This is a genomic window from Mucilaginibacter sp. (genome assembly GCF_028288105.1).
GTDB lineage: Bacteria > Bacteroidota > Bacteroidia > Sphingobacteriales > Sphingobacteriaceae > Mucilaginibacter.
The window spans coordinates 1-26,080 of sequence record NZ_JAQBOI010000144.1 but is presented as its reverse complement, the minus strand read 5'-3'; the positions used below and the strand labels follow the sequence as shown (position 1 = coordinate 26,080).

Genomic DNA, 26,080 nt, shown 5'->3' with positions numbered 1-26,080 from the left:
GCTACTACGAAACCGTGGGCAATCGCGTTATCCGTACGGATAGGGGGAATTTAAGTCGCCCTACGGTTATCGATATTAAACTTTATCGCAAGTATGTAGATGATGCCATGTACAATTTTATTGCCTGTGGCGATATCAGCCAGGACGTTAAAGAATTGCTGATACTCGGGTTTAACCACGAAGAGCAGCATCAGGAACTTTTACTAACAGATATCAAATACATCCTTGGTAATAACCCTTTGTTTCCGGCCTATTCACATGATTATGTTTCGCCCAAATCAGAAAAAACCGGTGGCGAATTTATCAAGCTAAACGAAGGCGTTTATGAGATAGGTTTTAATGGCGAGGGCTTTAGTTTTGATAATGAGCTGAACCGTCATAAAGTATATTTAAACGCGTACGAGATAAGCCCTGACCTGGTAACCAACGCCGAATACCTGGAATTTATAAACGCTGGCGGCTATCACGATTTTCGCCACTGGCATGCAGCCGGCTGGGATTGGGTAAACAGCAATAAAGTAGAAGCGCCTATGTATTGGCATAACATTGATGACGAATGGCATAACTACACCTACCATGGCTTAGAGCAGTTGAACCTTCACGAGCCCGCGCGCCATATAAGCTATTACGAGGCCTATGCCTACGCCTCATGGAAAGGAATGCGCCTGCCCACCGAGTTTGAGTGGGAAGCCGCGGCAACCCGGTTTAAATGGGGTAAGTGTTGGGAATGGACAGAAAGCGCCTACCTGCCCTACCCCGGTTTTGCAAAAGCGCCGGGTGCAATTGGTGAGTATAATGGAAAATTTATGGTAGGTCAAAAAGTGCTCCGCGGGGCATCAGAAGTTACTTCGCCCAATCATAGCCGTATTACTTATCGTAACTTTTTTCAGCCAGAACTGCGCTGGCAATTTACTGGCATACGTCTTGCTAAATAAAATCATATTTCATACCTATGGCTTCCACCACCACAGCAACACAACAAGCATCTGTTAATACCATAACCGATGAGCAATTTTACAAGGACGTTATGGCGGGTTTAACCGCCAATCCTAAACGTTTAGATTCTAAATATTTTTATGACGCCCAGGGCGATAAGCTTTTTCAGGAGCTGATGAATTGTGAAGAATACTATCCAACCAAATGCGAAATGGAGATCTTCACTTCGCAAACAGCAGAAATTTGTAAGGCGATAATTGCCGATGGCGATGCTTTCGACCTGATTGAACTAGGCGCTGGTGATGCTACAAAATCAACCCAATTATTAAAATACCTGATAGATAATAAAGCGGATTTTAGTTATCTGCCGATTGATATATCCGAAAATGTAATCTCGTATCTGAATATTACACTTCCGGTTACTTTACCCGGCATAAAAATAACCGGACTTAACGGCGAGTATTTTGATATGCTGAAAAAGGCCGCCTCCATATCCAATAAACGTAAAGTAGTAATGTTTTTGGGCTCAAATGTTGGCAATATGCCGGTAGCCGTTGCACAAGGCTTTTGTAAGGAATTGCGGAACAATCTTTCAGAAGGTGATATGATGCTGGTAGGTGTTGATCTAAAGAAGAACCCGAAAACAGTTTTGGCTGCTTACAACGATAAAGGTGGTATTACCAAACGCTTTAACCTTAATTTGCTGGAGCGGATAAACCGGGAACTATATGGCGATTTTAATACTGACCATTTTGACCATTACGCCACTTACGACCCCGAAACAGGTTCATGCAAAAGCTACCTCATTAGCCTTACCGATCAAAAAGTAAAGATCGGTGATGAAACTATTTCCTTTATAAAAGATGAATACATCTACATGGAAATTTCACAAAAATACGCTGTAAAACAAATTAACGATATGGCCGAAGGCGCGGGCTTTAAGCCGTTAAACCAGTTTTTTGATAACAAGAAATGGTTTGTTGATAATATTTGGACGGCCGAATAAATTTTATTCAACGCCATATATCGCAGGTATACTCATATTCCAATTATTGCTATCTTTAGGGAACCTTATCTTATCAACATGTCGTTCCAATTAAATTTAGCCATAAATCCGGCAGATTTGCAGGCCCTTATAGATGAGGGCCAGCAGATTGTTCTTGTTAAATCAACCCCGTTGCAAACTTCGCTGGCATGGCTTTGCCTGCCTCCATTGGCAAATAATTGCATTCAATGGAATGAAAACTATTATATATATGCCCAAATGAAACGTGTAGAAGTTGGTGCACAGATCCGGATGGATTATCAAAGCGCAGTTGTACCCGGGCTGTATGATTTCCTGCCATTTGGCTCATTCTTCCCGGCACTCAACAATCCGCAACCTAATATTTACTCCATATCGAACCAATACACGCAACAGCCATATATTACCGTTGGCCTGGCACAGCCTATTCGCTTAAATGGGTCATTAGCTATGGTAAACCCAATGCTTGCTTATGCAGTATTTCCTAATAATACAATAACTTTTCGGCCTGTGAATCAGGTAACCATATATCTATCAAACACCGTTACCACAAGCCAGCTTATAGCAAATGAACTGCCTGCTAATGCATTAAGTATTGATTTTAATACCGCACACGAGACCAACACGGTTTATGACCCAGCCAAAGGCGGCTTCGTACTTGCGGGGTTATAATATCTTTATTGCAGCTATTATAATTAAGTCTATATTTATTAAAAAAATATCAGCCTAATGACACCATCATCAATTGTCGCCTATCTTGTAGCATTCTTTATAATTATTGTAATCTTCTCATCCTTTGTAACCGTTAAGCAGGGTACAATTGCGGTAGTAACCATATTCGGTAAATACCGCAGGATATTAACTCCCGGTTTAAATTTCAAGATCCCGTTGATAGAGCAGATCTATTCTAAAATATCTATTCAGAACCGCTCTGTCGAGCTGGAGTTCCAGGCGGTAACGTTTGATCAGGCCAATGTTTATTTTAAGGCCATGCTGCTTTATTCTGTATTAGACCAGCAGGAAGAAAGCATTAAAAACGTTGCCTTTAAATTTGTTGACGAGCGTAACCTTATGCAGGCTTTGATACGTACTGTAGAAGGTTCTATCCGCGCTTTTGTAGCCACCAAACGCCAAAGCGAAGTATTGATATTGCGCCGCGATATTGTTGAACACGTAAAAGAACAACTGGATACTATCTTAGAAGGCTGGGGTTATCATTTGCAAGATCTGCAGTTGAATGATATCACTTTTGATGACATCATCATGAAATCGATGAGCCAGGTAGTGGCATCAAATAACCTAAAGGCCGCTGCCGAAAACGAGGGACAGGCTTTACTGATCACCAAAACCAAAGCTGCCGAAGCTGAAGGTAACGCAATAAAAATCTCTGCTGAGGCCGAGCGCCAGGCAGCCCAATTACGCGGACAGGGTATCGCGTTATTCCGCGAGGAAGTGGCCAAGGGTATGACCGTGGCTGCAAAAGAAATGCAAGGAGCCAATATGGATACCTCTGTTATACTTTTCACCATGTGGACAGAATCCATCAAGCATTTTTCCGAAAACTCAAAAGGCAACGTTATTTTCCTTGACGGATCTACCGATGGTATGCACCGTACCATGAAAGAAATGATGAGCTTAAACCTTTTGGATAAAGATAAAGTCAAAAAGTAAAGTTTCACTTTACCAACGGCTAAATGATATTAAAATATTTACGCGCTTTTTGTGCATGTGCTTTGTTATGCCTCGCGTTAAACCCGGCATCCGCACAACCACACCGCATATTAACTATTAACGATTTTCAGGGAGCGCCACGGGCAAATGGCCGTGGCGTAATAGCCTACACCAATTGTACTATCGATTTTAAATATCAGGCCAGCCGCAATAACGGTCAATACCTGGTACATGCCAATGTGCGGTTGTTTATGAACAATTACAGATCATGGATTGATAGGTCGCAGATCACATCGGCAGAGCAATTGGCGGAGATACTAAAGCATGAGCAAGGCCACTATACCATTGCCTACCTGGAGCAGCAGGAGGTATTAAGGGCTATTGAGCGCACCCGCTTCTCAGCTAATTATCAAAACGAGACCATGAATATTTTTAACCGTATTGATGCCAAATACAAACAGCTAAACAGCGATTATGACGAGGATACCCAGCATATGGTAAACCGCCAGCAGCAACGCAGCTGGGATATTTACTTTGCCAAACGCCTGCAATATATGCCGGATGAAAACGCGAGCTTGTAGAAAGCATCCCTTTTTATTTCGCTCCGGAGGAGCACCCTGTTTATAGCATATATTAGGAAGATCATTTGCTCCATCGGAGCATCCTTAACAAACTATTAAGGACGCACCTACGGAGCGCTCAACACAACTTATTGTTTCTATAAACAAGGTGCTCTTACAGAGCTTATAAATTATCACCTATACACAATTTTGGCATTTGCCCAATTATTCCCGTACTTTTGAAACAATATGCCAACCGGTAAAAACTTATACTTTGCTTCAGATTTTCATTTAGGTGCTAACGGCCACGTTTTATCGCGCGAACGGGAAGACCGTATCATTCGCTGGCTGGATCTGATAAAAGATGATTGTGCCGAACTTTTTTTAATGGGCGATGTGTTCGACTTTTGGTTTGAATATAAAACCGTTGTTCCTAAAGGCTACATTCGCTTTTTAGGCAAACTGGCACAGTTGACCGATGCCGGCGTTAAGCTTTACCTGTTTAAAGGCAACCACGATATGTGGATGTTTGATTATTTTGAGCAGGAATTAAACGCTACCATTATCACCAACGAACTGGAGATTGAACGCAACGGTAAAAAATTCTACCTGCACCATGGCGATGGCCTTGGCCCGGGAGACGCGCAATACAAATTATTAAAAAAGATATTCCGCAGCCGCTTTTGCCAATGGTTATTTGCAAGGATACACCCTAACCTGGGCATAGGGATAGCTAATATTTGGTCAAAACAAAGCCGCATTGCAGGTGCAAACGATACAAAAAAGATTTTGCATCAACAGGAGTGGCTGGAAGTTTATTCGAGAGAATTATTACAAACCAAGCATTACGATTACCTTATTTTTGGGCACAGGCATTTACCGCTTGATATTTCTTTACAGGATAATAGCCGTTATATAAACCTGGGCGAATGGGTAAATTATAACACCTACGCCGTTTTTGACGGCGAAAATCTGGAGTTAAAGTGGTTTGAGAAGGATTAAATAGGGATCATACGATACTTCAGGCAAAATCTCTTTACAATCCAAGGCAAGCTTTCAGCTTGCGAAACAAATAAAAGTAATAGACAGGAAATATTACGACAAGCTATATAATACGGTTAAACTGAATGCTTAACCATTTTAGTTCGAGGCTACAAGCGACCAGGTTGCGTTTTGAAAAGAAGGTAAAAATGGCCGCCTTCATGGCAGCCATTCGTTATTTAAATCTTGTTTCTTTAACCTCTACCGGGATAGGTTCCGGCTCCTGTGCGGCTTTAAAATCTTTAATGCTCCTGCCAAGGCCTTTCATCATTTCGGGTATTTTTTTACCGCCGAATAATACTAAAATGGCAATAATGATCAATATAATTTCTGGTGCTCCCATAATAAGTCTTTTTAATGGATAGATACTGTAAGTACGTTTAACACACAACAATAGTTGTGCACTGTGTATTAAAGAACGTTGGTTTCGTAGTTACAGTATCGTAACCCACCCCATTTCGTGCCACAGGTACGATGGATCTGCGCGATATACGCCCCGAAAATCTCTTTACAATTCACTGAATTTATAATGTGCCGATAATTGCGTATTTTTGCATGTTTTTTGCAGTGCAATAACAGCCCTAAACCCGATTGCAATAAAAAGCTTTGGTGTGATGGGATTAGCCCGGGCAAAAAAGCTTGTAATGAAAAGCGGGGCCGCAGCAACCCATAAAATGCTACAATTGATTTTCAAATAAGAAGATGTTAGAGAAATTAGAATTAATATTTCAACGCTGGAAAACCGTAGAAGGCGAATTAAGCAGCCCTGATGCCATGGCTGATATGAAGCGGTTTGCCCAGATGAATAAAGAATATAAAGACCTTGCCAAAATTGTTGACGAGTATAATATTTACAAGAATATTATGAGCAACATTGAAAGCAACAAAGAAATTTTAGCTACCGAGAAAGACGAAGAGTTTCGCGAGATGGCTAAAGCGGAATTGGACGAGCTGCTGGTTAAACAGGATGAAATGGAAGAAGTGATCCGTTTGATGCTGATACCAAAAGACCCCGAAGATTCTAAAAACGCCATTATTGAAATTCGTGGTGGTACGGGTGGTGACGAGGCATCACTTTTTGCAGGCGACCTTTACCGTATGTACATGCGTTATTGCGAACGCCGCGGGTGGAAAACCGAACTGGTTGACTATACCGAAGGTACCGCCGGCGGTTACAAAGAAATTGTGTTTAATGTAAATGCAGAGGATGCTTACGGTAATTTCAAATACGAAAGCGGCGTGCACCGGGTACAGCGCGTGCCCGATACCGAAACCCAGGGCCGTGTGCATACATCGGCTGCATCGGTAGTGGTATTGCCCGAAGTTGATGAGTTTGATATTGACTTGCAGGTGAGCGATATTCGTAAGGATCTGTTCTGTGCATCTGGCCCGGGTGGTCAGTCGGTAAATACTACCTACTCTGCCGTACGTTTAACACACATACCTACAGGTATTGTGGCACAATGCCAGGATCAAAAATCGCAGTTAAAAAACTATGATAAGGCTTTAGGCGTATTACGTTCACGTGTTTACGAAATGGAGCTTCAAAAGCACCTGGAAGAAACATCTAAGAAACGTAAAACCATGGTTGCCACCGGCGACAGAAGTGCAAAAGTACGTACGTACAACTATCCGCAAGGCCGTTTAACCGAGCACCGTATAGGCTTAACTATCTATAACCTTGTAGGTGTTATGAATGGCGATCTGCAGGAAATTATGGAAGCCCTGCAATTCGCAGAAAACGCCGAAAGACTAAAAGAAGGCACTGCAGCCTAATTTTTTTAGGATTATGATAAATGAGAAAGCACCTTTACGGTGCTTTTTCCATATATGGAAACCGCCCTTTCATCTCAATTTCATGTACCTCAACTAATTTAGCGTTTGTGGAGTTGCATTTGCTCATTGCCTTACGTAATGTATAAATACAACAATGTTTTACTTACGAAACGCTATTACCTATGCTGGCAGTAAAAAAATTAACAGGTTCTTCTACCATTTTTAACCGTGGAACACGTTTAATGGGCAACCGGTTCGAGATTAGTTTAGTGGCGAACGATGCCATATGGGCTCACACACGCATTGATAGCGCTATTGCCGAAATTAACCGCGTTGATAAATTACTAAGCACATTTACTGAAGACAGCACTATAAATGAGATAAACCGCAACGCGGGTATTAAACCAGTGCGCGTTGATGCTGAAATATTCAGGCTTGTTGACAGGGCCGTGCAAATATCATCCCTTACCGATGGTACGTTTGATATTACCTACGCTGCTGCAACTACCATCAGCCTGGATGATAGTGCTAATTCTGCTGTTACCCCTACCGTTACAACATTTAAAAAGAAGCTTAACCTAACAAACTATACCAATGTTGTGCTTGATTTTGCCGCCCAAACTGTATTTCTTAAAAACAAAGGGATGCGCATTGGCTTTGGCGCCATTAGCCGTGGTTACGCTGCCGACAGGGCTAAATATATTTTACAAATGGAAGGCGTTAGCAGTGGTGTTATTAACGCCGGTGGCGACCTATTAACATGGGGCCTGCAACCAGACAATACCCCCTGGACCATTGCCACTGCAGACCCAACGCAGGCCAACCAGCCTTATGCTGATGTAAAAATCAGCAACATGGCGGTAGCCACTTCTTACAATACAGAAAAATACACCAGCATTAATAACAACAAAATAACCGGTGATATTAACCCTGAAAATGGCTTCCCGGTTAGTAAAATTAAAAGTGTAAGCATTATTACCCCAGGTGCCGAACTGGCTGATGCCATGGCAACCCCTATTATTGCTATGGGTGTAAACGCCGGTTTATATTTAATAAACAAGCTAAATCAAATGGCATGCATTATAATTGATGACCATGCACGTGTATATACTTCAAAAGATATTAGTGTAATGATGTAAGCTTCGCTTATCTTTACCATAAACCTATTATAATATAATATACTCGCGCTAAAATAACAGGGATAAAGCCCCGGGTATTTAGCGCATTTTTGAACAGAATTAATAACCTGCAAACGTAACAGCCTGCGTATCTTTATAATTTATTAAGCGTTTCTTTCTCCTCAAATGATAAAGTGGTTTTTGTATATTGTACTCTTAATGATATTCGTACCACGCTTGTCATACGCAAAAAACAATACCGGTTTTCACGGTAGCCTTTTTTATGCTTATACTGCTAATGTATCATTTAACACATTTTATGCGTTACAGCAAGATACAATTGTAACAAAAGGCAAACAACGTCAATCTGAAGAAGATAAAAAGAAAATTAAGGTGGTTGCCAAGGCAAAAAAAATGCCGAAGCCCGAGAAAATAGAGGATATTGACCCGGTAACTTTAAAGCCTAAACAAAAACCGAAACGGCAGCGCAGGCCCGAAGGATTGGAACGGCCGCCCGAAATACCAAGGAGAAACGACTAATGAGATACTTTGGCGCCCTGTTATTTATTATCACATGCAATGCAGTAAATGCGGCTACACTTAAGCCCAAATTAATTGCGTACCGGGATGATTATGCCGTTGCAGATACTGATACCGTTGTTCGCAAAAGCTCGGTATCGGCAGGGATAAGCTATGGCAGCGATGCGCTGTTTTTTGGCCGCACGGGCCCAATCAAGTACCCATTCATGTCTACAGATATTATTTTTAATGCCAAACCGGGTTTCTTTATATATGGTTCGGCAGTAAAAGTATTGGGCTACAAACCATTGGTTGATGAAATTGATATTGGCGGCGGATATTATTACAGGCTATCAAAAAAATTCACCGGTACGATAAGTTACACCCGCTTCTTTTTTAACAAAGAGGCCGCGATAATAAAATCCTCGGCATCAAATGATATCAACTGGAAAAACTCTTATGATTGGAAATATCTGAAAACCAGTTTTACTGCTGATTACCTGTTTGGTAAATCGTATGATATTTTTACTACGATTACCAACTCAAAATATATCGAGAGCTCGTTCAATGTTTTTAATGATCAGGATTTCCTCTCCATCAACCCATCTGTAAACCTCATTTTTGGCACGCAAAATTTTGTGCAGCGCTACGCTGTTGATCACGATTACAGGTTAGAGGCCGATAATATTTTTATAATGAATGAAAACGGCCGGCGCGCCCGGGCAAACGCCAAGTTTAACATGCTAAACTATAGCTTTAAAATACCGCTGGCATACAACATGCCCCATTATACATTGGAAGCTTCATACAAATACTCTATTCCGGTTAATGTGGAGGGTATGTTAAAGAACAGGCGCGAATCATTTTTTAATTTCACCTTTTATTATGTCTTTTATTAGATGAATGTATTGATCATAGAAGATGAAAAGGCACTTGCCCACGAACTGGAACTTTTTCTGGTAAAGAATAATTATATCTGCGAGATAAGCTACAACGGCGCATCAGCTTCCGAAAAAATTGCAGTTAACCTTTACGATTTTATACTGTTAGACCTTGGCCTGCCGGATTATGAAGGGCTTGACTTGCTTAAAGAAGCAAAAAAGACCAATCCCGAAGCTGCCTGCATTATCCTAACCGCCCGTGCCGAAGTTAACGACCGTGTAAAGGGCCTTGACCTTGGCGCCGATGACTATCTTGCAAAACCCTTCTCGCTTTTAGAGCTGCAAAGCCGCATGCAGGCCATAACCCGCAGAAAGTTTGGCATTACCCAAACCATTATTGATCTTGATGGATTTTTGGTGAATATTACCGAACGCACTATCATGTACCACGTTAACCCGGTTAATGCCATTACCAAAAAGGAATTTGACCTTATTGCATATATGTTGCTGCATAAAAACCGCACGCTAACCCGTGCCCAGCTAAGCGAGCATATTTGGGGGAGTGTTATTAATGATGATTACGACTCTAACTTTATTGATGCCCACATTAAAAACATACGTAAAAAGCTAAGCATATTCGCCCCGGCCGATTGGCTGGAAACCGTACGCGGCCTGGGCTACAGGATAAAATCAAACGTTTAAGTACTTGAAACTTAAAACAAAACTTACGCTGTTTAATGCCATTTCAAAACTGGTTATTGTAACCCTGTTTATTTTGCTCCTGCCTAATATTATCGAAAACATTAATAAAAGTTATACCGATAGCCGCCTGGTAAAGCAAAAGGATAAATTGCTGCAAATTGTACGCGATAAAGGCATTAGAACCTACATTGAAGATGGCGAAAGTTATGGTAGTTACCTACCCTTGAAAGAAGAATACATTAGTTTAGATGAAGTTGAGCCCGGTTACCATTTAGATACTATTAAAGATGAACAGCGCCTTGTTGAACGGGATACTATTGACTACCGCATTTTAAGCCACACTTTTAAAGCCGGGAATAGAAATTATTTACTGGAGATAGGCAAAAGCACCGAAACTATTGGCGAAACTACCGGCCCGCTGCAAAATATAGCCTTCATGATATTGCTGGGGATGATACTGCTTACCATTTTGGCCGATCAGCTTTACTCTAATTACATTTTGCGGCCACTAAGCATAATTATCCGTACAAAGTTAATTGGTAATAAATTCCCGCAATTTACAACTTATAAGGAGGTTAAAACCAGCACCATAGATTTCCAGCACCTGGATCTCAGCATTCACAAAATGGTGGAAACCATCGAAACCGCGTTTCAAAAAGAACGCGAGTTTATATCCAATGCATCGCACGAACTGATGACCCCCATCTCTATCCTGCAATCGAAAATTGAGAATATGTTTGAGCAGGACGATATTGCCGATGACTTAAAGGTGCGCCTGTTGGAGATGCAGAAAATACTAAACCGTTTAAAAAGTATTACCAAAACCCTGCTGCTTATATCGCAGATAGAAAATGACCAGTTCCTGAAAGAAGATAAGATCTCAGTTCAGGAATTACTACAGGATGTTTACGACGAAATATCTATCCGCCTGCAGGATAGGAATATTAGCCTGGCGCTTTTAATAATAGAGGATGTAGAGTTAGTTAATGTAAATAAATTCCTGTTGTTCAATCTGCTTTTCAACCTTATCAACAACGCCATAAAATACAATCGGCCCGATGGTGAGATAACCGTTACTGCGCAATGGGTAAAAGATAACTACACCATCAGCATTGCAGATACCGGCATTGGTATAGCCGACGACGAGCTGCCGTATATATTTAACCGGTTCAAAAAACTGAAACAGTCGTTATCGCAGGATAGTTTTGGTCTTGGCCTACCCATAGTAAAATCAATTGCGGCCTTTCATGGAATAGGGATTAGTGTAGTATCAGAAAAAGGAACCGGCAGCACATTTACCTTAACCTTCCCTGTAAAAGTTACCGGACTTTCGCCCGGATAACAAAAAGCTGTACTAAATAAAAGTCAGCACTGCATAGCGTATTATTTGTGTATTATTCTAAATACAAGGTTATTTTCTCAACTCTTAAAAATATGTTGTTATAGTACAGATTTACTTTCCAAATAGTAGTAATATTTTAATAATATATAGCTTTGTTCTTTGGCATTAGCTTTGTAAATAACCTATCAAAATACACTCAATTTAAAAGATGAAAACACTAAAAATAAGAATCGCTACGTACAGTATAGCATTAGCTTCGTTAGGCCTGTTAGCCTCTGGCTGTAACTCACTTACTAAAACACAAAAAGGGGCCGCTATTGGCGCAGGTGCCGGTGGTACCATTGGTGCTTTTATTGGTAAAGCCGCAGGTAATACCGCTTTAGGTGCAATTATAGGTGGTGCCGTTGGTGGTACAGCAGGTGCATTTATTGGCCGTAACATGGATAGGCAAGCTGCCGAAATTAAACAAACTGTACCCGGTGCAACCGTAACACGCGAAGGCGAAGGTATTTTAGTAAAGTTTGATTCAGGCATATTGTTCGATACCAATTCGTCAGAATTGAAACCAGCTGCGCGTACTAATCTTGCAAACCTGGCTACATCACTGCAAAACAACCCGCAAACAAACATTTTAATTGTTGGCCATACTGATAACACCGGTACAGACGAGTATAACCAAAACCTTTCTGTACGCAGGGCGGAGTCGGTTAAATCATACATCTCTGCTAACAGTGTTGCTAACTCACGTTTAACCACAAGCGGTAAAGGCGAAAGCGAGCCAATTGGCGATAACGCCACCCTGGATGGCCGTTCAAAAAACCGACGTGTAGAAATTGTTATTGTTGCAAACGAGGCAATGAAAGCGCAGGCTAAACAAGCTGCAAATTAATATTAAGATCAGTTAGTTAAATAGTTTATTAAGAAGCCCTATGCTATAAAGCATGGGGCTTTCTTTTTTAATAGCATTTGCATTATTTTTACTCACCCCGACATCGCTACGCAAAATAGCCTCACCTAAATCCTCTCCAAAGGAGAGGACTTTAAAAATACTGCTCTCTCTCCTTTGGAGAGGGTTGGGGTGAGGCTTTGGGTCAACCACAAAGCGGCACTTTAAGCTTCTATGCTTTTTTGTACCTTTGCCGCATGGCATCCATCAAACCATCAGTACCTAAGGGCACCCGCGATTTCTCTCCCGCCGAAATGGCAAAGCGTAACTTTATTTTTGATACCATAAAAGGCGTATTCAGGAAATACGGTTACCAGCAGATAGAAACCCCTTCGATGGAAAACCTAAGCACCCTTACCGGTAAATATGGCGATGAAGGCGATAAGCTGATATTTAAGATATTAAACAGTGGAGATTTTTTAGCCAAAGCTGATGAACAGGCACTGTCCACCCGAAACTCTAACCAGGCAACCGCATCAATTTCTGAAAAAGCCCTCCGTTACGATCTAACCGTCCCTTTCGCGCGTTACGTTGTACAACACCAAAACGAGATAACCTTTCCTTTCAAGCGTTTCCAGGTGCAGCCCGTATGGCGGGCAGACAGGCCACAGAAAGGCCGCTACCGCGAGTTTTACCAATGCGATGCAGATGTGGTGGGCTCAGCTTCTTTACTGAACGAGGCCGAGTTTATTATGATATACGACGAAGCTTTAAGTCTGCTTGGTTTAAAAGATTTCAGCATTAAAATAAACAATAGAAAAATACTATCGGGTATCGCACAAGTGATAGACAAAAACGATAGCATAATTGATATGACCGTAGCTATCGATAAGTTGGATAAGATAGGTTTCGACGGCGTAGTAAAAGAATTGCTTGAACGGGGTTTTACCCAGGCAGATATCGACCAGATAAAACCTATCATCCTGTTAGAAGGCAGCAATGATGAAAAATTGGCAAGCCTGCGTGCTGCATTAAAAGATTCAACAATTGGCTTACAAGGTTGCGACGAGATCCAAACCGTATTTGATTATGTTGCCGCCTGCAAACCCTTAACTGCCAAATTGGAACTGGATATTACCCTTGCCCGCGGCTTAAACTATTATACAGGCGCTATTTTCGAAGTAAAAACAAACGAAGTAGCCATGGGCAGCATCGGCGGTGGTGGCCGTTATGATGACTTGACCGGCATGTTCGGCTTAAAAGGTTTGACGGGCGCGGGTATCTCTTTTGGTGCCGATCGTATTTATGATGTGCTGGAAGAACTGAACCTGTTCCCGCAATCGGCAGAACAAAGTACACAAGTACTGATATGCTGCTTTGACGAACAGGGCGAAAAATATGGCTTGCCCTTGTTGCAAAATCTACGCAGCCAAAATATTAATGCCGAGCTGTATCCGGCAGGTGCCAAAATTAAAAAGCAGATGGAGTATGCCAATAACAAGCAGATCCCCTACACCGTTTTAATTGGCAGCGATGAAATGCAAAGTGGCCTGCTAACATTCAAAAACATGGAAAGCGGCGAACAGGAGAAATTATCAGCCGATGATATTTTGGGCAGGCTTAAGAAATAAACATCAGGCTAAATAAACTTTAAACGTTGTCCCCTTACCTAACTGGCTTTCCACCTCAATTTTACCACCTAAAGATTCTATCTGGTTTTTGGTTATAAAAAGGCCCATGCCTTTGGCATCGCGGTTACCGTTAAAGGTTTTGTACATTCCAAATAGTTCGTTCCCGTGCTTTTTAAGGTCGATACCAATACCATTGTCTGCAACGGTAAAGCCCTCCCTGCCATCAGCATCTTTAAAGTAAGCAAGTGTAATTTTAGGTGGTGCCGTTACCGAACGGTATTTGATAGTATTACTTATTAAGTTAAGAATAATACTTTCTAAATAAGCCGGGCTATAAATAAGGGTACAATCGGCCGGGATAAGATTATCGATGGTTATATTCCATAGTGCAATGTCGTTATCCAGCAGCTCTATTGTGCGGTCAAAATAGGTGCGTAAATTAAGCTCCGTAGTTTGAATATCAAGGTTAGTTTGTATAGATACCACCTCGTTAAGGTTGGTAATGGTGTCATTTAATTGCTCAGAAACATTTGTCAAATGGCCGGATAGTTCCTGCTTTTCCTCGTCACTTGTAAGCGGGTCTGCCAGCACATCCATTATCATTTTAAAATTGCTGGCATGTGTACGCAGGTTATGTGATACAATGTAAGCGAAGTTTAGCAGGCGGTTATTTTGGCTGTTTACCTGATCCAGCGTTTCGCGAAGGTATTGTTCCTGTTGTTTTTGCTCGGTAATATCAACATGTGTACCAATAATGCGGGCAGGCTTATTGTTCTCGTCATATTCAATAACCTTTGCCTTGTCCAGGATCCATTTGTAGGTACCATCTTTACATAAAACACGGTGCTGGTTTGAATAAGTATCTGTTAAACCATTTATATAGGCGCGCACATCGGCTATATACTTTTCCCTGTCATCGGGGTGCACCCTGCTTGTCCATTGGCCTGGTATATTACTAAACTCATGCTCTTCAAGGCCGATGGTGCTGAGGCATTGTTTGGAATGAAAAATAGTATTGTTACGCAGGTCAAAGTCCCAAATACCACCTCCCGAACCCTCAGAGGCAAATATCCACCTGCGCTCACTTTCTTTCAACAAAATTTCGGCCTCCTTGCGTTCGGTAATATCTTTTATTTGCGATACAAAGTACAAGGGGTTCTCGGTCTTGTCGCGCACAAGCGCTACATTTAGTAATATCCAGATATTGCGACCATCCTTTTTTATGTACCGTTTTTCCATTTGGTACGTATCAATCTCCTTGTCCAGTGTTTTTTGCAGCAGAGTAAGGTCGGCCTCAAGGTCGTCGGCATGTGTTATTTCCTGGAAGGTTTTTGACATTAGCTCTTCGGCGGTATAGCCCAGCATATCGCATATGCTTTTATTTACTTTCATAAATTTGCCCGCTGTAGATACCAGCACCATACCGATAGGGGAATATTCAAAAGCGTTTCTAAAAGTCTCCTCGCTTATTTCAAGTGTTTGTTTGGTGATTTTTCTTTCGGTAATATCAATATGGCAGCCTACCATACGTATAGGAAGGTTGCCTTGCCATTCAATTACACGGCCTGTAGTATTTATCCAAACTATTGAGCCATTTTTATGAGTATATCTTACATCAATATTAAACGGTTTTTCACCATGGCTATCATAATGCTCCTTCAGGCACGCATCCATCCGGGGTACATCTTCAGAAACGATGAGTTTTGCCCAGGTATCAGTAGTGTTTGGCAATTCGTGGTCTTGATAGCCAAACATGGCTTTAAAAGCAGCACTTAAAAATACCTTGTTTTCCTGCAGATAGCAGTCCCAATAACCCGCAAGGGCTTCCTCAAGGATTATCTTATAAATGTTCTCCATTAATTGGGTGTATTGGGATAATATTAACGGAATAATTTGACAACATAAAAAGCTAAGCAAAAACGGTTCCTGAATCGGCGCGTATTATTAAATCTTATACGAAATCTAACCGGCAAAGTTCTTATTCAGTGTTTAACTGTTATTCATTTGGGTCACTTATCAAGTAGGGGTATTATAAGATTATTCGCTCGTCGGTAAACCCGGTTATTTACAGGCATTAATTACAAGTTATTTTTTTACACATTTATTAAATATTGCTCCTTTGTATTTATATTCGTATGGCCCTAACCCTAATTACAATGCATAAAACTTTTACCCTTCTATTATTGTGCCTTGCTCTATCTGCCGCAAACGCACAAACCACACCAACTACACAACCTTACGGAAAAATTGACATAGCCGACCTGCAGATGAAAACCTGCGATTTTGAAAAAGATGCCAATGCCGAAGTGCTTTTTAACAAAAGCAATGTATATTTTAACAGCAATTATGATATTGTAACCGAGATACATAAACGTGTTAAAATATTTAATGATAATGGTAAAGATCATGCAAACGTTCGTATAGAATATTACGGCGGCGATAGGTCTGAATATATCTCGGGCATACAGGCGCAAACTATTAACCTTAATAATGGCGTTGCCGAAATTATCAAGATTGATAAAAAACAGATCTTCACCGAAACTATTGACAGGAGCCGTTCTGCCACCGTGTTTTCATTCCCCAATGTTAAGCCCGGTTCGGTAATAGAGTATAAGTACTCTATTGTAAGCAACAACATTGGCAACTTCCCAGACTGGTATTTTCAAACCAGCATACCTACTCGTTATAGCGAATTAACAACCAACACTCCGGATATTTTATATTACAAGAACCTGGAAAGCGTTCACCAGCCTTATGCTGTTAATAAAAATAACCGCGATGGTTCAATTACAAAAGCCCTGGCAAACGTAGCATCAATACCTGATGAACCCTTTATGAGTTCGCTTGAGGATAATTGCCAGCGCATATTGTTTCAATTGATGACCATTAGGCCAATTGGACAAAGAATAACCAGTTTTTCAGACTCCTGGACAAAGGTTGGCGAAACGCTGATGGAGTCCGTTAGTTTTGGAGGGCAGCTAAACCATAAAATTAATGGCGAGGAAGCGCTTATTGCCAAAGCTAAAGAGTTAAAAACCGATGATGATAAAATAGCCTATCTTTTTAATGAGGTTAAAACCAATATGAAATGGAGCGAATATTACAGCAAATATTCAGACGATGGCATATCAAAAGCATGGGATAAAAAATCGGGCAACTCGGGCGAGATAAACATGATATTATACCATTTGTTAAAAAAAGCCGGAGTAAAGGTTTACCCAATGATTACCAGCACACGTAAAAATGGCCGCGTAAACCCTGGTTATCCAAATTACTATCAGTTTAACAACACCGTTGCATATGTACCTGTTGATAGCGCAAAGTATTACGTGCTTGATGCCACAAACAAGTACAATATTTACAATCAAGTACCTGCTAATATTTTAAACTCTTTTGGTTTTTATATGGATAAAGACAAAAAGGTATATGATATAACTTTTCTGCAAAATATAAAACCGGTTAGGCAGGTGGTTATGTTAAACGGCGTAATTAAAGCCGATGGTAAAATGACCGGAACTGCCGAAGTAAGCAATTTTGCCTATAACAGGGTAAATGTGGTTACCAAGTATAAAAAAGACGGTGAAAAAAAATTCATTGATTACCTTGTTAACGACGATAATAACCTTAAAATATCTTCGGTTAAGTTTGATGGTATGGATGTAGACACTTTGCCATTAACACATAAGGTCGCTTTTGATCTTGACCTTACCGGCTCTGATGGCGATTACATCTATTTTAATCCTAACATGTTAAGCTCGGTTAAAATCAACCCTTTTTTAAGTGAAAACCGTTACACTGATATTGATTTTGGCTATCGTAGTAACTACTCCATTAACTGTACTTTTAAGGTACCTGCGGGGTTCAAAGTTGATGTATTGCCAAAAAGCGTAAGTATGGCCATGTCTGATAAAACCATGGTTTTTAGGCGTGTGGCTATTGAACAGGAAGGCACAATTGTAATTCGCTTTAACATAGACCAGAAAAAGTCTATCTATTTTAAAGAAGATTACCCCGAGATCCACGAATTCTACAAAAAAATGTACGAAATGCTTAACGAGCAAATTGTGCTAAAAAAATCCTGATAATAATGACACATATAAATATTAAAAGCTTGCTGTGCACAATAGCACTTGCAATTGCTTTTGCAAACGGCACTTATGCACAAGATGATACCATCCCTAAAGTGCTTTATACAGCTGCCGGCATTCCCGACTCTTTAAAGGGGGATGCCAATTCTGTTGTTAGGTATAAAATGAAAAATATAACAGTAGATGGGCCCGGCGATATCTCTGTAAAAGAACACTCCATAGTTACTATTTTAAACGAAAAGGGTAACGATGAGGCACAAGAAGTTTTAGGATACAGTAAAAAATATAATTCGATAGGTTCTTTTGAAATGCGCATATATAATGCGGCCGGCGAAATGATAAAAAAATATCGTAAAAGCGATATGTATGATCGTTCGGCGGTTTCCAGTGGTTCAATTATAACCGATGAGCGATTGATGTTTATAGGGCATACCATTGCTACCTATCCGTCAACTGTAGAGGTTACCTACGAAACAAATTACAGGAGTTCTATCAATATCGACTCGTGGGATATACAGGATACGGAGCAATCTATACAAGATTCCTATTGCTATTTATCAATTAAAACAGGCTCCGGCTTTAGGTATCTTAATAAAAATATCAAAATTAAGCCAAAGGCAAGTACCGATAATAAAACCGATACCTATTCATGGCATGTATCAAACTTGAAAGCCATTAAATTGGAAAGCGGGGCCAAATCATGGCGGGTATTACCACGTATATATTTTGCAGCCAACAAATTTGAATTTTACGGCCTCGACGGCGACTTTAGCTCGTGGCAAACTTTTGGCAAATGGATAGAGGGCTTAAACGCTGATGTATGCACCCTTAGCCCACTAAGAGCCGAAGAGATTAAAAAAATGACAGCTGGCATAAAAACGGATAAAGAAAAAGTGAAGTTTTTATATGAATACATGCAGCAAAGCATGCGTTATGTAAGCGTGCAATTAGGCATTGGCGGCATGAAACCCTTTACGGCCGACTTTGTGGATCAGAAAAAATACGGCGACTGTAAAGCCTTGTCAAACTACATGTATGCATTATTAAAGGCCGTAGATATTCCCGCTAATTATGCCATAATTAACGCCGGCGCCAATGCCGAGCCTGCCGAACCAGGCTTCGCCCGAAATTCATTTAACCATGCTATACTTTGTGTTCCTTTAAAAGGTGATACCACTTGGTTGGAATGTACCAGCAGTACAATTGCCTTTGGTAAGCTTAGCCCTTTCACCGAGAATAGGCGCGCGTTATTAGTTACCGATGATGGCGGTAAACTGGTGAATACCCCAAAAAGCATTGCAGAAGATAACCAGTTTAATAGCGAAGTACAGGTAATATTAAGTGCTGATGGCGGTGCTAAAGCACAGGTGAAAATTTTAAGTACAGGTGAATACCGTGATGATTATATAGGCCTGGCAACCTTAAAAGCCGACGAGCAAAAGGAATATTTAATCCGTATGCTTAACATGAAGCAACCATCTGTGTTAGATTACAAACCCTTAATTGATAAAGATGGTATTAAGGAGGTTAGCCTTGATATTGAGTATGATAAGTTTTGCGATGTAATGGCTGGCAGCAAACAGTTTTATCGCCCCCGGGTATTCGACCTATGGGGCACTACGCTGCCCGCACTTGATAAAAGGACAACTGATTACTATTTTAATCAGCCAATGATGAAGAATTGTGTAACCACCATTGTATTGCCCGTGGGCTTTGAGGTGGAAACTTTACCGGCAAACCAAAGTCTGAAATTCACTTATGGCAATTATGACATTAAGTATGTTTACGATGCCGTTAAAAACCAGGTAATAAGTACAACTAAATTTAATTTAACCAACCATGTAATACCCGCTGCAAAATACAACGAGATGCAGCAATACATGGATAATATAGCTAAAGCCCAAAATAAAAAGCTGATAATACGCCGCAAGGCGTAAATTTGCCTTAATGATATTCAGGCTTGATGAACGGTTGCTATTCCCTGCCCCCGAGCTGGCAGAAGAGGATGGCCTTTTAGCGATAGGCGGCGACCTATCTACCAATCGTTTGCTTTTGGCCTATCAAAATGGAATTTTCCCATGGTACAGCGATGATGAACCCATTCTGTGGTATTCGCCGCACGAAAGGTTTGTGCTGTATCCGCAAGAATTAATAATTTCAAAATCCATGAAGCGGGTACTTCGATCGGGCGCGTTCACCGTTACTACAGATACTTGTTTTAACGAGGTAGTGGCTGCATGCTCATCCATCCAACGCGAAGGGCAGGATGGTACATGGATCACCGATGATATGAAAGCGGCCTATGCAAAGCTGCATACTGAAGGCCATGCGCATTCTGTTGAGGTTTGGCAGGATGACAAGCTTGTGGGCGGTTTATACGGCGTGCACACCGGCGATGTGTTTTGTGGCGAAAGTATGTTTAGCCATGTAAGCAATGCCTCTAAAACCGCGCTGATCTGGCTTTGTAATACAGGCAGATACAAACTGATAGATTGCCAGGTTTACACCGAACATTTGGAGAGCATGGGTGCACGGATGATAAGCCGCGAAGAATATATAGGCATTCTGCATAAAACCATTGCCTAAACATTAGTTTTGTAACAGATGGAGCAGGCAAATCACAAAGAGCGCATAATTTTAGGTATTGACCCCGGCACAGCAGTTATGGGCTATGGGTTGTTATTAGAGAAAGGCCCAAAAATTGAACTGATAAGCCTGGGCGTAGTTAAAATGGATAAGATTGACGACCACATGCTAAAGCTGCAGCGCATCTTCGAGAAAACCGTTGCCCTTATTGATAATTATAAACCCGATTGCCTTGCCATTGAAGCCCCCTTCTACGGGAAAAACATACAGGTAATGTTAAAGCTGGGCCGTGCACAAGGCGTATGTATGGCAGCTGCCCTATCGCGCAATGTGGTAATAACCGAATATTCCCCGCGTAAAATAAAGCAGTCTATAACCGGTAATGGTAACGCCACTAAAGAGCAGGTAGCCGCCATGTTGCAAAGCATACTAAAGTTTAGCGAAACACCCGATTTTTTAGATGCTACCGATGGTTTGGCGGTAGCGGTATGCCATTCATTTCAAAAGATACAAGTATCACGTGGCGGCAAAGTCACCAGTAAAAAAAGCCATTCGGGCTGGGAGGCTTTTGTAAAAGATAATGCCGCACGGGTTAGTATCATTCCAAAAAAGTAATGCCGTTATAACAGCATCTTACGTACATCTTCCCAGGTATCTACGCGTACATCCCATTCCACATCGTGGTTATGCGGTGCGGTAAATAAAATTCCCTGCCCAATAAAACGTTTAAAATGCTTCACGTTATCATCTATCAGGTAATCGGCATTGATGATGCTTTTATCCCCGCAAAAAACAATATTGGTCCATGAGATGTAGGGGAAGTGTTTGCCCATCCATTCCAGCTTTGGCAAAAAAGAGTTTGGGAACTCCATAGCCGCGGTGGTGATAAATATCTCATATTTTTCATAAAGGTCTTTGATCACTTCCTGGCAGCCGGGGATAATTTCCAGGTCTTTAAAAAAGTCATCATGATACACATATTCCTTTATCAGATACTTATGATCGTCTGGCAATAATTCCGAAAATCTTTTAGAATTGAGTTGTTCGTGGGTAAATTCAATGCTGTGATCGCGTTTATACCATTCCGCAAAGCGGATGTTGGCATCAGCGATAACTTCATCCATATCAATAGCTATTCTTTTCATATAGTGTCATTAATACACAAATATAAGGCCTTTAAATCAACCCGTTGTTTATAATTATTCTAAATAAGTTGCATAAGACGATTACATGACATACTTTTGGCATTATTTATAATTAGTCTTAATAAGAATGAAGAACTTACAACCCTATACCTTTTATCTACTTGCAGCCATTTTAGTGCTGTTCACCTTTATAAACCCTACTAATTTATATGCCCAAAAAGCAAAAGGCACGGTAAGTGGCAAGGTTGTCACTGCTAAAAACGAACCTGCCGATAACGTTTCAATAGGCTTGGAAGGAACAGGCTATGGTACCATCACAAAATCTAACGGCGAGTTTTCTTTCAGGGCCCCTGCGGGATCATACAAATTAGTTATTTCATACGTGGGTGTTGATCATGTTGAAGTACCCGTTGTAGTAAAGGCTGGCGAAACGGTTACCCTTCCGGTAATAACCGTTAATGCAAGCTTATCGCAGTTAACCGAAGTAAATGTTATTGCTAACAGGGCAAACCGCTTTACACGTAAAGCAAGTACTGATGTGGGTAAAATACCATTAGATAACCTGGAGAACGCGCAAAGCTATACTACTATTACCAACGAGCTTATCAAAGAGCAACAAATATTTAAGGTTGATGAAGCCCTTAGAAACTCGCCGGGTATACAAAAGTTATGGGATGCCACAGGCCGTGCAGGCGATGGTGGCGGCTATTTTACCCTACGCGGCTTTGTTACCCAGGCGCTTGTACGAAACGGTGTTGCCGGTTTAGTTACCAACTCTATTGACGCGGTTAACGTAGAAAAGATAGAAGTTATAAAAGGCCCTTCTGCAACATTATTTGGCAGTACTTTAACCTCGTTTGGTGGTTTGGTGAACAGGGTAACCAAAAAACCTTACGAAACCTTTGGCTTAGAAGTTGGTGAATCTGTAGGTAGTTATAACTTAAACCGTACCACAGTTGATTTGAACACCCCGCTTGGTTCAAAAGTTGCTTTCCGTTTAAATGCTGTTTACAATTACGAGGGCAGCTTTCAAAATTATGGCAAGAGCCGCACTTATGCCATTGCCCCCAGCTTATCTATCAAAGCAAACGACAGGTTATCTTTCTTGTTTGATGCCGAGATGTTTTATGGCCGTGGCTCGGCCAAGCCATTCTTCTTCTTTTATTCGTCGCCAAAAGACTTAGGCGTTACCAATGCCAATCAGTTAAAAATAGATTACAATCAAGCATATTCAAATGATGATGTCACCTCATATTCGCGAAGCTTAAACTATTTTGCACAGGCTAATTACAAAATATCAGATAAGTTTACTTCACAAACGGTATTTTCATCATCAAACAGTTTTTCTAACGGCCCAGGTCCATATTATTACTTAATAACAGATAAAGTAGTAACAGACGCTCCAACTAATGCCCCAGATTTGCCGGGAGAAGGAAATTACATATTACGTAACGATCAATCTACGGCTAACAGCAAACTTGGCGCTATTGAAATTCAGGAAAATATCAACGGCGATTTTAACATCGGATCGGTACGCAACCGCTTTGTTTTTGGTTTAGATTTTCAGCGCCAAAACTCGCATCAGATCTACCTTGATCACCAATATGGCTACGCCCCTATCAACGATCCAAACTTTGATTACGGTAATTTTAACAAGCAACTGGTTGACGCAATGGATCCGGGTACCCCTTTTCCATACATCTATAAAACTAACACTTACAGCACCTATGTTTCTGATGTTGCTAATTTAACCGACAGGTTAATAGCTTCTGTAGGTTTACGTGTAGATCGTTTTGAAAATAAAGGCACATACAACGTTGACGGCACACAGTCTGGCAAACCATATAGCCAGACAGCCTTTTCACCAAAATTTGGGTTGATCTATCAGCCAATAAAAGAAGCTCTTTCGTTATTTGCCAACTTCCAAAATGGCTTCCAGAATACCCAGGCTTTTATAAATGCAAACAATCAGCCTGTTACTCCTAAAATACAAAATGCAACCCAGATAGAGGGTGGCGTTAAAGCAGAGTTGTTTAACGGTAAATTAAATGGTACGCTAAGTTATTACCGTATTAATTTAACCAATGTAATTCGTAGTGTACCGGGTTCAAATGTTTTCAAGGTTCAGGATGGAACGCAACAAAGCAAAGGTTTCGAAGCCGAAATTATTGCCACTCCGGTATCCGCTGTTAATATTATAGCCGGTTTCTCTTACAACGATTCTAAATATACTAAAGCGGATGCCGATGTACAAGGCCTGCGCCCAAACACTGCCGGTTCGCCTTATTTAGCCAACGTTTATATTAGTTATCGTTTACCACAAAGTTTAATTAAAGGCTTAGGCGTTGGTGTTGGCGGTAACTATGCCAGCAACAACAAAATTATAAATAGTGTTGCCCAGGGTACTTTCGAGCTGCCATCATATACATTATTAAATGCGTCGGTATACTTAGACAGGCCTAAATACCGCTTAGGGTTGAGCGGTAATAACCTAACCGACAAACATTATTATACAGGTTACACAACTATTAACCCGCAACGGCTACGTCAGTTTGTTTTGAGCGCATCTTATAAATTATAAGTATGACCCCATTTAAAAAAGTAATGCTTTTTTGCCACCGCTGGCTCGGATTCATTTCCGGGCTTGTGGTGTTTATAGTGAGTATCACCGGTTGCATTTTCTGCTTTCAGGACGAGATACAGGATGCTATACATGATCATCGCCATGTTACAATTCAAAATGCTCCATACAAGCAACCATCAGAGTTAATATCAACCGTAAAAAAGGCTTATCCGAGTGCATCGCCCGATTATATTTACTATTACGGTAAAGGCCGCCCTGCCGCTGTATATGCTAACCAGGGTAAGGATGGATATGAGTTTATATATTTAAACCCCTACACCGCCAAGATCACCTACCACGAAAAGCTGGAAACCAACTTTTTTGTCGTAGTAGAATACATTCACCTATACCTGCTGCTCCCCCCGGAAATTGGCAAGTGGGTAGTAGGTGTAGCAGTTATCATTTTTATGGTGATCATGGTTACCGGGCTTATCCTTTGGTGGCCCAAACGAAAAACCGACCGCAAGCGCAGCTTCACTATTAAATGGGGTGGCCGCTGGCGAAGGGTTAACTATGACCTGCATAATGTACTTGGCTTTTATGCAACGTCAATTGCCATAATATTGGCTATATCCGGGCTGGCCATAGCCTTCGAGCCGGTAAGCAAAGCCATTTATAATATAGCTAATGTTGGCAGGGATATTACTTATAATGTTGAAGTAACAGAGCCTAAATCAGATTCGTTGAAAAGAGCAGGGCTTGCAAAGCTGCCGGTTGTTGATATTGCATTTGCGCACGCCAGGCAGCAAGCCCCGGAAGCCGAAATGTTTTTGATACATAACGACCCGGCTTTGTCAGGCGCTATTGGTGTTGGGGCTTACGCCCAGTCGATGCATTATTCGCATGCCACTGGCTTCGAGTTTGACAAATACAATGGTAAGCTGCTAAAATCATACATATACGATAAAAAGAGCCCGGGCCTTAAACTCATTGAGATGAACTATGATATCCACGTAGGGCAGATAGGTGGATTAACCACCAAGATCATCGCGTTTTTAGCTAGTTTAATTTGCGCCAGTTTGCCAATAACCGGTTTTATTATTTGGTTAGGTAAACGGAAAAAGGCAAAATCGAAAACAACCAAAGTACGCGGTGCTGTGCATCACAAAACGCACAGGCGGGCAGTACAGGCTTCTTGATTTTTTAACCACAGAGAACACAAAGAAAAACCACAAAGGCCGCAGAGATTATTCTTTGTAGCCTTTATAGTTTCCCAATTGTCATTTCGAACGAGGTACGAGGAGAAATCTTTTACAATTGATAAGTAGCACGCATGTGCGGTGATGCATGGTGTAAAAGGTTTCTCTTCGCCCCCTACATCGCCCAGCGCTCAGCTCATCGAAATGATAGGTTTTTTTATTGCAAACTGCCAACCGTCAACTGCAACCTGCTACCTATACTCGATCTCCACATTATCGGTCAGCGCGTGGCCGGTACAGGTCAGGATCCAGCCTTTTGCAATATCCTCATCAGTTAACACTTCGTTCTTCGCCATCTCTACCTTGCCCGTTTTGCAGAAGGCTACACATGCCGAGCAGATACCGCTGCGGC

The 26,080-nt window shown here is 41.2% G+C and carries 24 protein-coding genes; 20 read left to right on the top strand and 4 right to left on the bottom strand.

The window, feature by feature from the left end:
• From JWQ85_RS10060 to JWQ85_RS10035, 6 genes are all read left to right on the top strand, one after another.
• On the top strand, positions 1-935 hold a 935-nt coding region (locus JWQ85_RS10060; RefSeq protein ID WP_299467493.1), incomplete at its 5' end, for an ergothioneine biosynthesis protein EgtB.
• Between the two features lie 17 nt (positions 936-952).
• Complete coding sequence (locus tag JWQ85_RS10055; RefSeq protein ID WP_299467491.1) at positions 953-1,942, top strand: L-histidine N(alpha)-methyltransferase; 990 nt, start codon at positions 953-955, stop codon at positions 1,940-1,942.
• 78 nt (positions 1,943-2,020) lie between these two features.
• Positions 2,021-2,632, top strand: a complete 612-nt coding sequence (locus JWQ85_RS10050; RefSeq protein WP_299467489.1) for a hypothetical protein — start codon at positions 2,021-2,023, stop codon at positions 2,630-2,632.
• Between the two features lie 57 nt (positions 2,633-2,689).
• Positions 2,690-3,631 (top strand): SPFH domain-containing protein, encoded by a 942-nt coding sequence (locus JWQ85_RS10045; RefSeq protein ID WP_299467487.1) that lies wholly within the window; start codon positions 2,690-2,692, stop codon positions 3,629-3,631.
• Between the two features lie 23 nt (positions 3,632-3,654).
• Positions 3,655-4,212 (top strand): DUF922 domain-containing protein, encoded by a 558-nt coding sequence (locus JWQ85_RS10040; RefSeq protein WP_299467485.1) that lies wholly within the window; start codon positions 3,655-3,657, stop codon positions 4,210-4,212.
• 228 nt (positions 4,213-4,440) lie between these two features.
• Positions 4,441-5,193: a UDP-2,3-diacylglucosamine diphosphatase gene (locus JWQ85_RS10035; RefSeq protein ID WP_299467483.1), complete on the top strand. Its 753-nt coding sequence runs from the start codon at positions 4,441-4,443 to the stop codon at positions 5,191-5,193.
• 214 nt (positions 5,194-5,407) lie between these two features.
• Here the strand turns inward: JWQ85_RS10035 and tatA are convergent, their stop codons facing one another.
• Complete coding sequence (tatA, locus tag JWQ85_RS10030) at positions 5,408-5,575, bottom strand: twin-arginine translocase TatA/TatE family subunit (protein ID WP_299467481.1); 168 nt, start codon at positions 5,573-5,575, stop codon at positions 5,408-5,410.
• A 359-nt stretch (positions 5,576-5,934) separates the two neighbouring features.
• Here tatA and prfA point away from each other — a divergent pair, with 359 nt between their 5' ends.
• The 8 genes from prfA to hisS all read left to right on the top strand — a co-directional run bounded on the left by prfA (position 5,935) and on the right by hisS (position 14,087).
• Positions 5,935-7,008, top strand: coding sequence for a peptide chain release factor 1 (gene prfA / locus JWQ85_RS10025; RefSeq protein ID WP_299467479.1), 1,074 nt, complete (start codon positions 5,935-5,937; stop codon positions 7,006-7,008).
• A 182-nt stretch (positions 7,009-7,190) separates the two neighbouring features.
• On the top strand, positions 7,191-8,147 hold the full coding sequence (locus JWQ85_RS10020; protein ID WP_299467477.1) for an FAD:protein FMN transferase: 957 nt from the start codon (positions 7,191-7,193) through the stop codon (positions 8,145-8,147).
• 198 nt (positions 8,148-8,345) lie between these two features.
• Positions 8,346-8,666 (top strand): hypothetical protein, encoded by a 321-nt coding sequence (locus tag JWQ85_RS10015; RefSeq protein ID WP_299467475.1) that lies wholly within the window; start codon positions 8,346-8,348, stop codon positions 8,664-8,666.
• Positions 8,666-9,544, top strand: a complete 879-nt coding sequence (locus tag JWQ85_RS10010; protein WP_299467473.1) for a hypothetical protein — start codon at positions 8,666-8,668, stop codon at positions 9,542-9,544. The genes JWQ85_RS10015 and JWQ85_RS10010 overlap by 1 nt, the downstream gene beginning before the upstream one ends.
• Positions 9,545-10,228, top strand: coding sequence for a response regulator transcription factor (locus JWQ85_RS10005; protein ID WP_299467471.1), 684 nt, complete (start codon positions 9,545-9,547; stop codon positions 10,226-10,228).
• Between the two features lie 4 nt (positions 10,229-10,232).
• Complete coding sequence (locus tag JWQ85_RS10000) at positions 10,233-11,570, top strand: HAMP domain-containing sensor histidine kinase (RefSeq protein ID WP_299467469.1); 1,338 nt, start codon at positions 10,233-10,235, stop codon at positions 11,568-11,570.
• 208 nt (positions 11,571-11,778) lie between these two features.
• Positions 11,779-12,459, top strand: a complete 681-nt coding sequence (locus tag JWQ85_RS09995; RefSeq protein ID WP_299467467.1) for an OmpA family protein — start codon at positions 11,779-11,781, stop codon at positions 12,457-12,459.
• Positions 12,460-12,713: 254 nt separating this feature from the next.
• Complete coding sequence (gene hisS, locus JWQ85_RS09990) at positions 12,714-14,087, top strand: histidine--tRNA ligase (RefSeq protein WP_299467465.1); 1,374 nt, start codon at positions 12,714-12,716, stop codon at positions 14,085-14,087.
• Positions 14,088-14,090: 3 nt separating this feature from the next.
• Here hisS and JWQ85_RS09985 read toward each other — a convergent pair whose 3' ends face one another.
• Positions 14,091-15,944, bottom strand: coding sequence for a PAS domain S-box protein (locus tag JWQ85_RS09985; RefSeq protein ID WP_299467463.1), 1,854 nt, complete (start codon positions 15,942-15,944; stop codon positions 14,091-14,093).
• Between the two features lie 299 nt (positions 15,945-16,243).
• On the opposite strand from JWQ85_RS09985, the gene JWQ85_RS09980 reads away from it, so the two are divergent.
• Genes JWQ85_RS09980 through ruvC form a run of 4 tightly spaced genes read left to right on the top strand, consistent with a single transcriptional unit; the run spans position 16,244 to position 21,376 of the window.
• Positions 16,244-18,169: a DUF3857 domain-containing protein gene (locus JWQ85_RS09980; protein WP_299467461.1), complete on the top strand. Its 1,926-nt coding sequence runs from the start codon at positions 16,244-16,246 to the stop codon at positions 18,167-18,169.
• Between the two features lie 5 nt (positions 18,170-18,174).
• Positions 18,175-20,112, top strand: a complete 1,938-nt coding sequence (locus JWQ85_RS09975) for a DUF3857 domain-containing transglutaminase family protein (RefSeq protein ID WP_299467459.1) — start codon at positions 18,175-18,177, stop codon at positions 20,110-20,112.
• 10 nt (positions 20,113-20,122) lie between these two features.
• Entirely contained in the window at positions 20,123-20,761 is a 639-nt protein-coding gene (gene aat, locus JWQ85_RS09970; RefSeq protein WP_299467457.1) for a leucyl/phenylalanyl-tRNA--protein transferase, read from the top strand.
• Positions 20,762-20,779: 18 nt separating this feature from the next.
• Positions 20,780-21,376, top strand: coding sequence for a crossover junction endodeoxyribonuclease RuvC (ruvC, locus tag JWQ85_RS09965; RefSeq protein ID WP_299467455.1), 597 nt, complete (start codon positions 20,780-20,782; stop codon positions 21,374-21,376).
• A gap of 5 nt (positions 21,377-21,381) precedes the next feature.
• On the opposite strand, the gene JWQ85_RS09960 is transcribed toward ruvC, so the two are convergent.
• Entirely contained in the window at positions 21,382-21,906 is a 525-nt protein-coding gene (locus JWQ85_RS09960; protein WP_299467453.1) for a 5'(3')-deoxyribonucleotidase, read from the bottom strand.
• Positions 21,907-22,033: 127 nt separating this feature from the next.
• On the opposite strand from JWQ85_RS09960, the gene JWQ85_RS09955 reads away from it, so the two are divergent.
• Positions 22,034-24,487 (top strand): TonB-dependent receptor, encoded by a 2,454-nt coding sequence (locus JWQ85_RS09955; RefSeq protein WP_299467451.1) that lies wholly within the window; start codon positions 22,034-22,036, stop codon positions 24,485-24,487.
• A 2-nt stretch (positions 24,488-24,489) separates the two neighbouring features.
• On the top strand, positions 24,490-25,668 hold the full coding sequence (locus JWQ85_RS09950) for a PepSY domain-containing protein (protein WP_299467449.1): 1,179 nt from the start codon (positions 24,490-24,492) through the stop codon (positions 25,666-25,668).
• Positions 25,669-25,919: 251 nt separating this feature from the next.
• Here JWQ85_RS09950 and JWQ85_RS21915 read toward each other — a convergent pair whose 3' ends face one another.
• Complete coding sequence (locus JWQ85_RS21915; RefSeq protein WP_367186199.1) at positions 25,920-26,069, bottom strand: 2Fe-2S iron-sulfur cluster-binding protein; 150 nt, start codon at positions 26,067-26,069, stop codon at positions 25,920-25,922.
• Positions 26,070-26,080 lie beyond the last annotated feature (11 nt).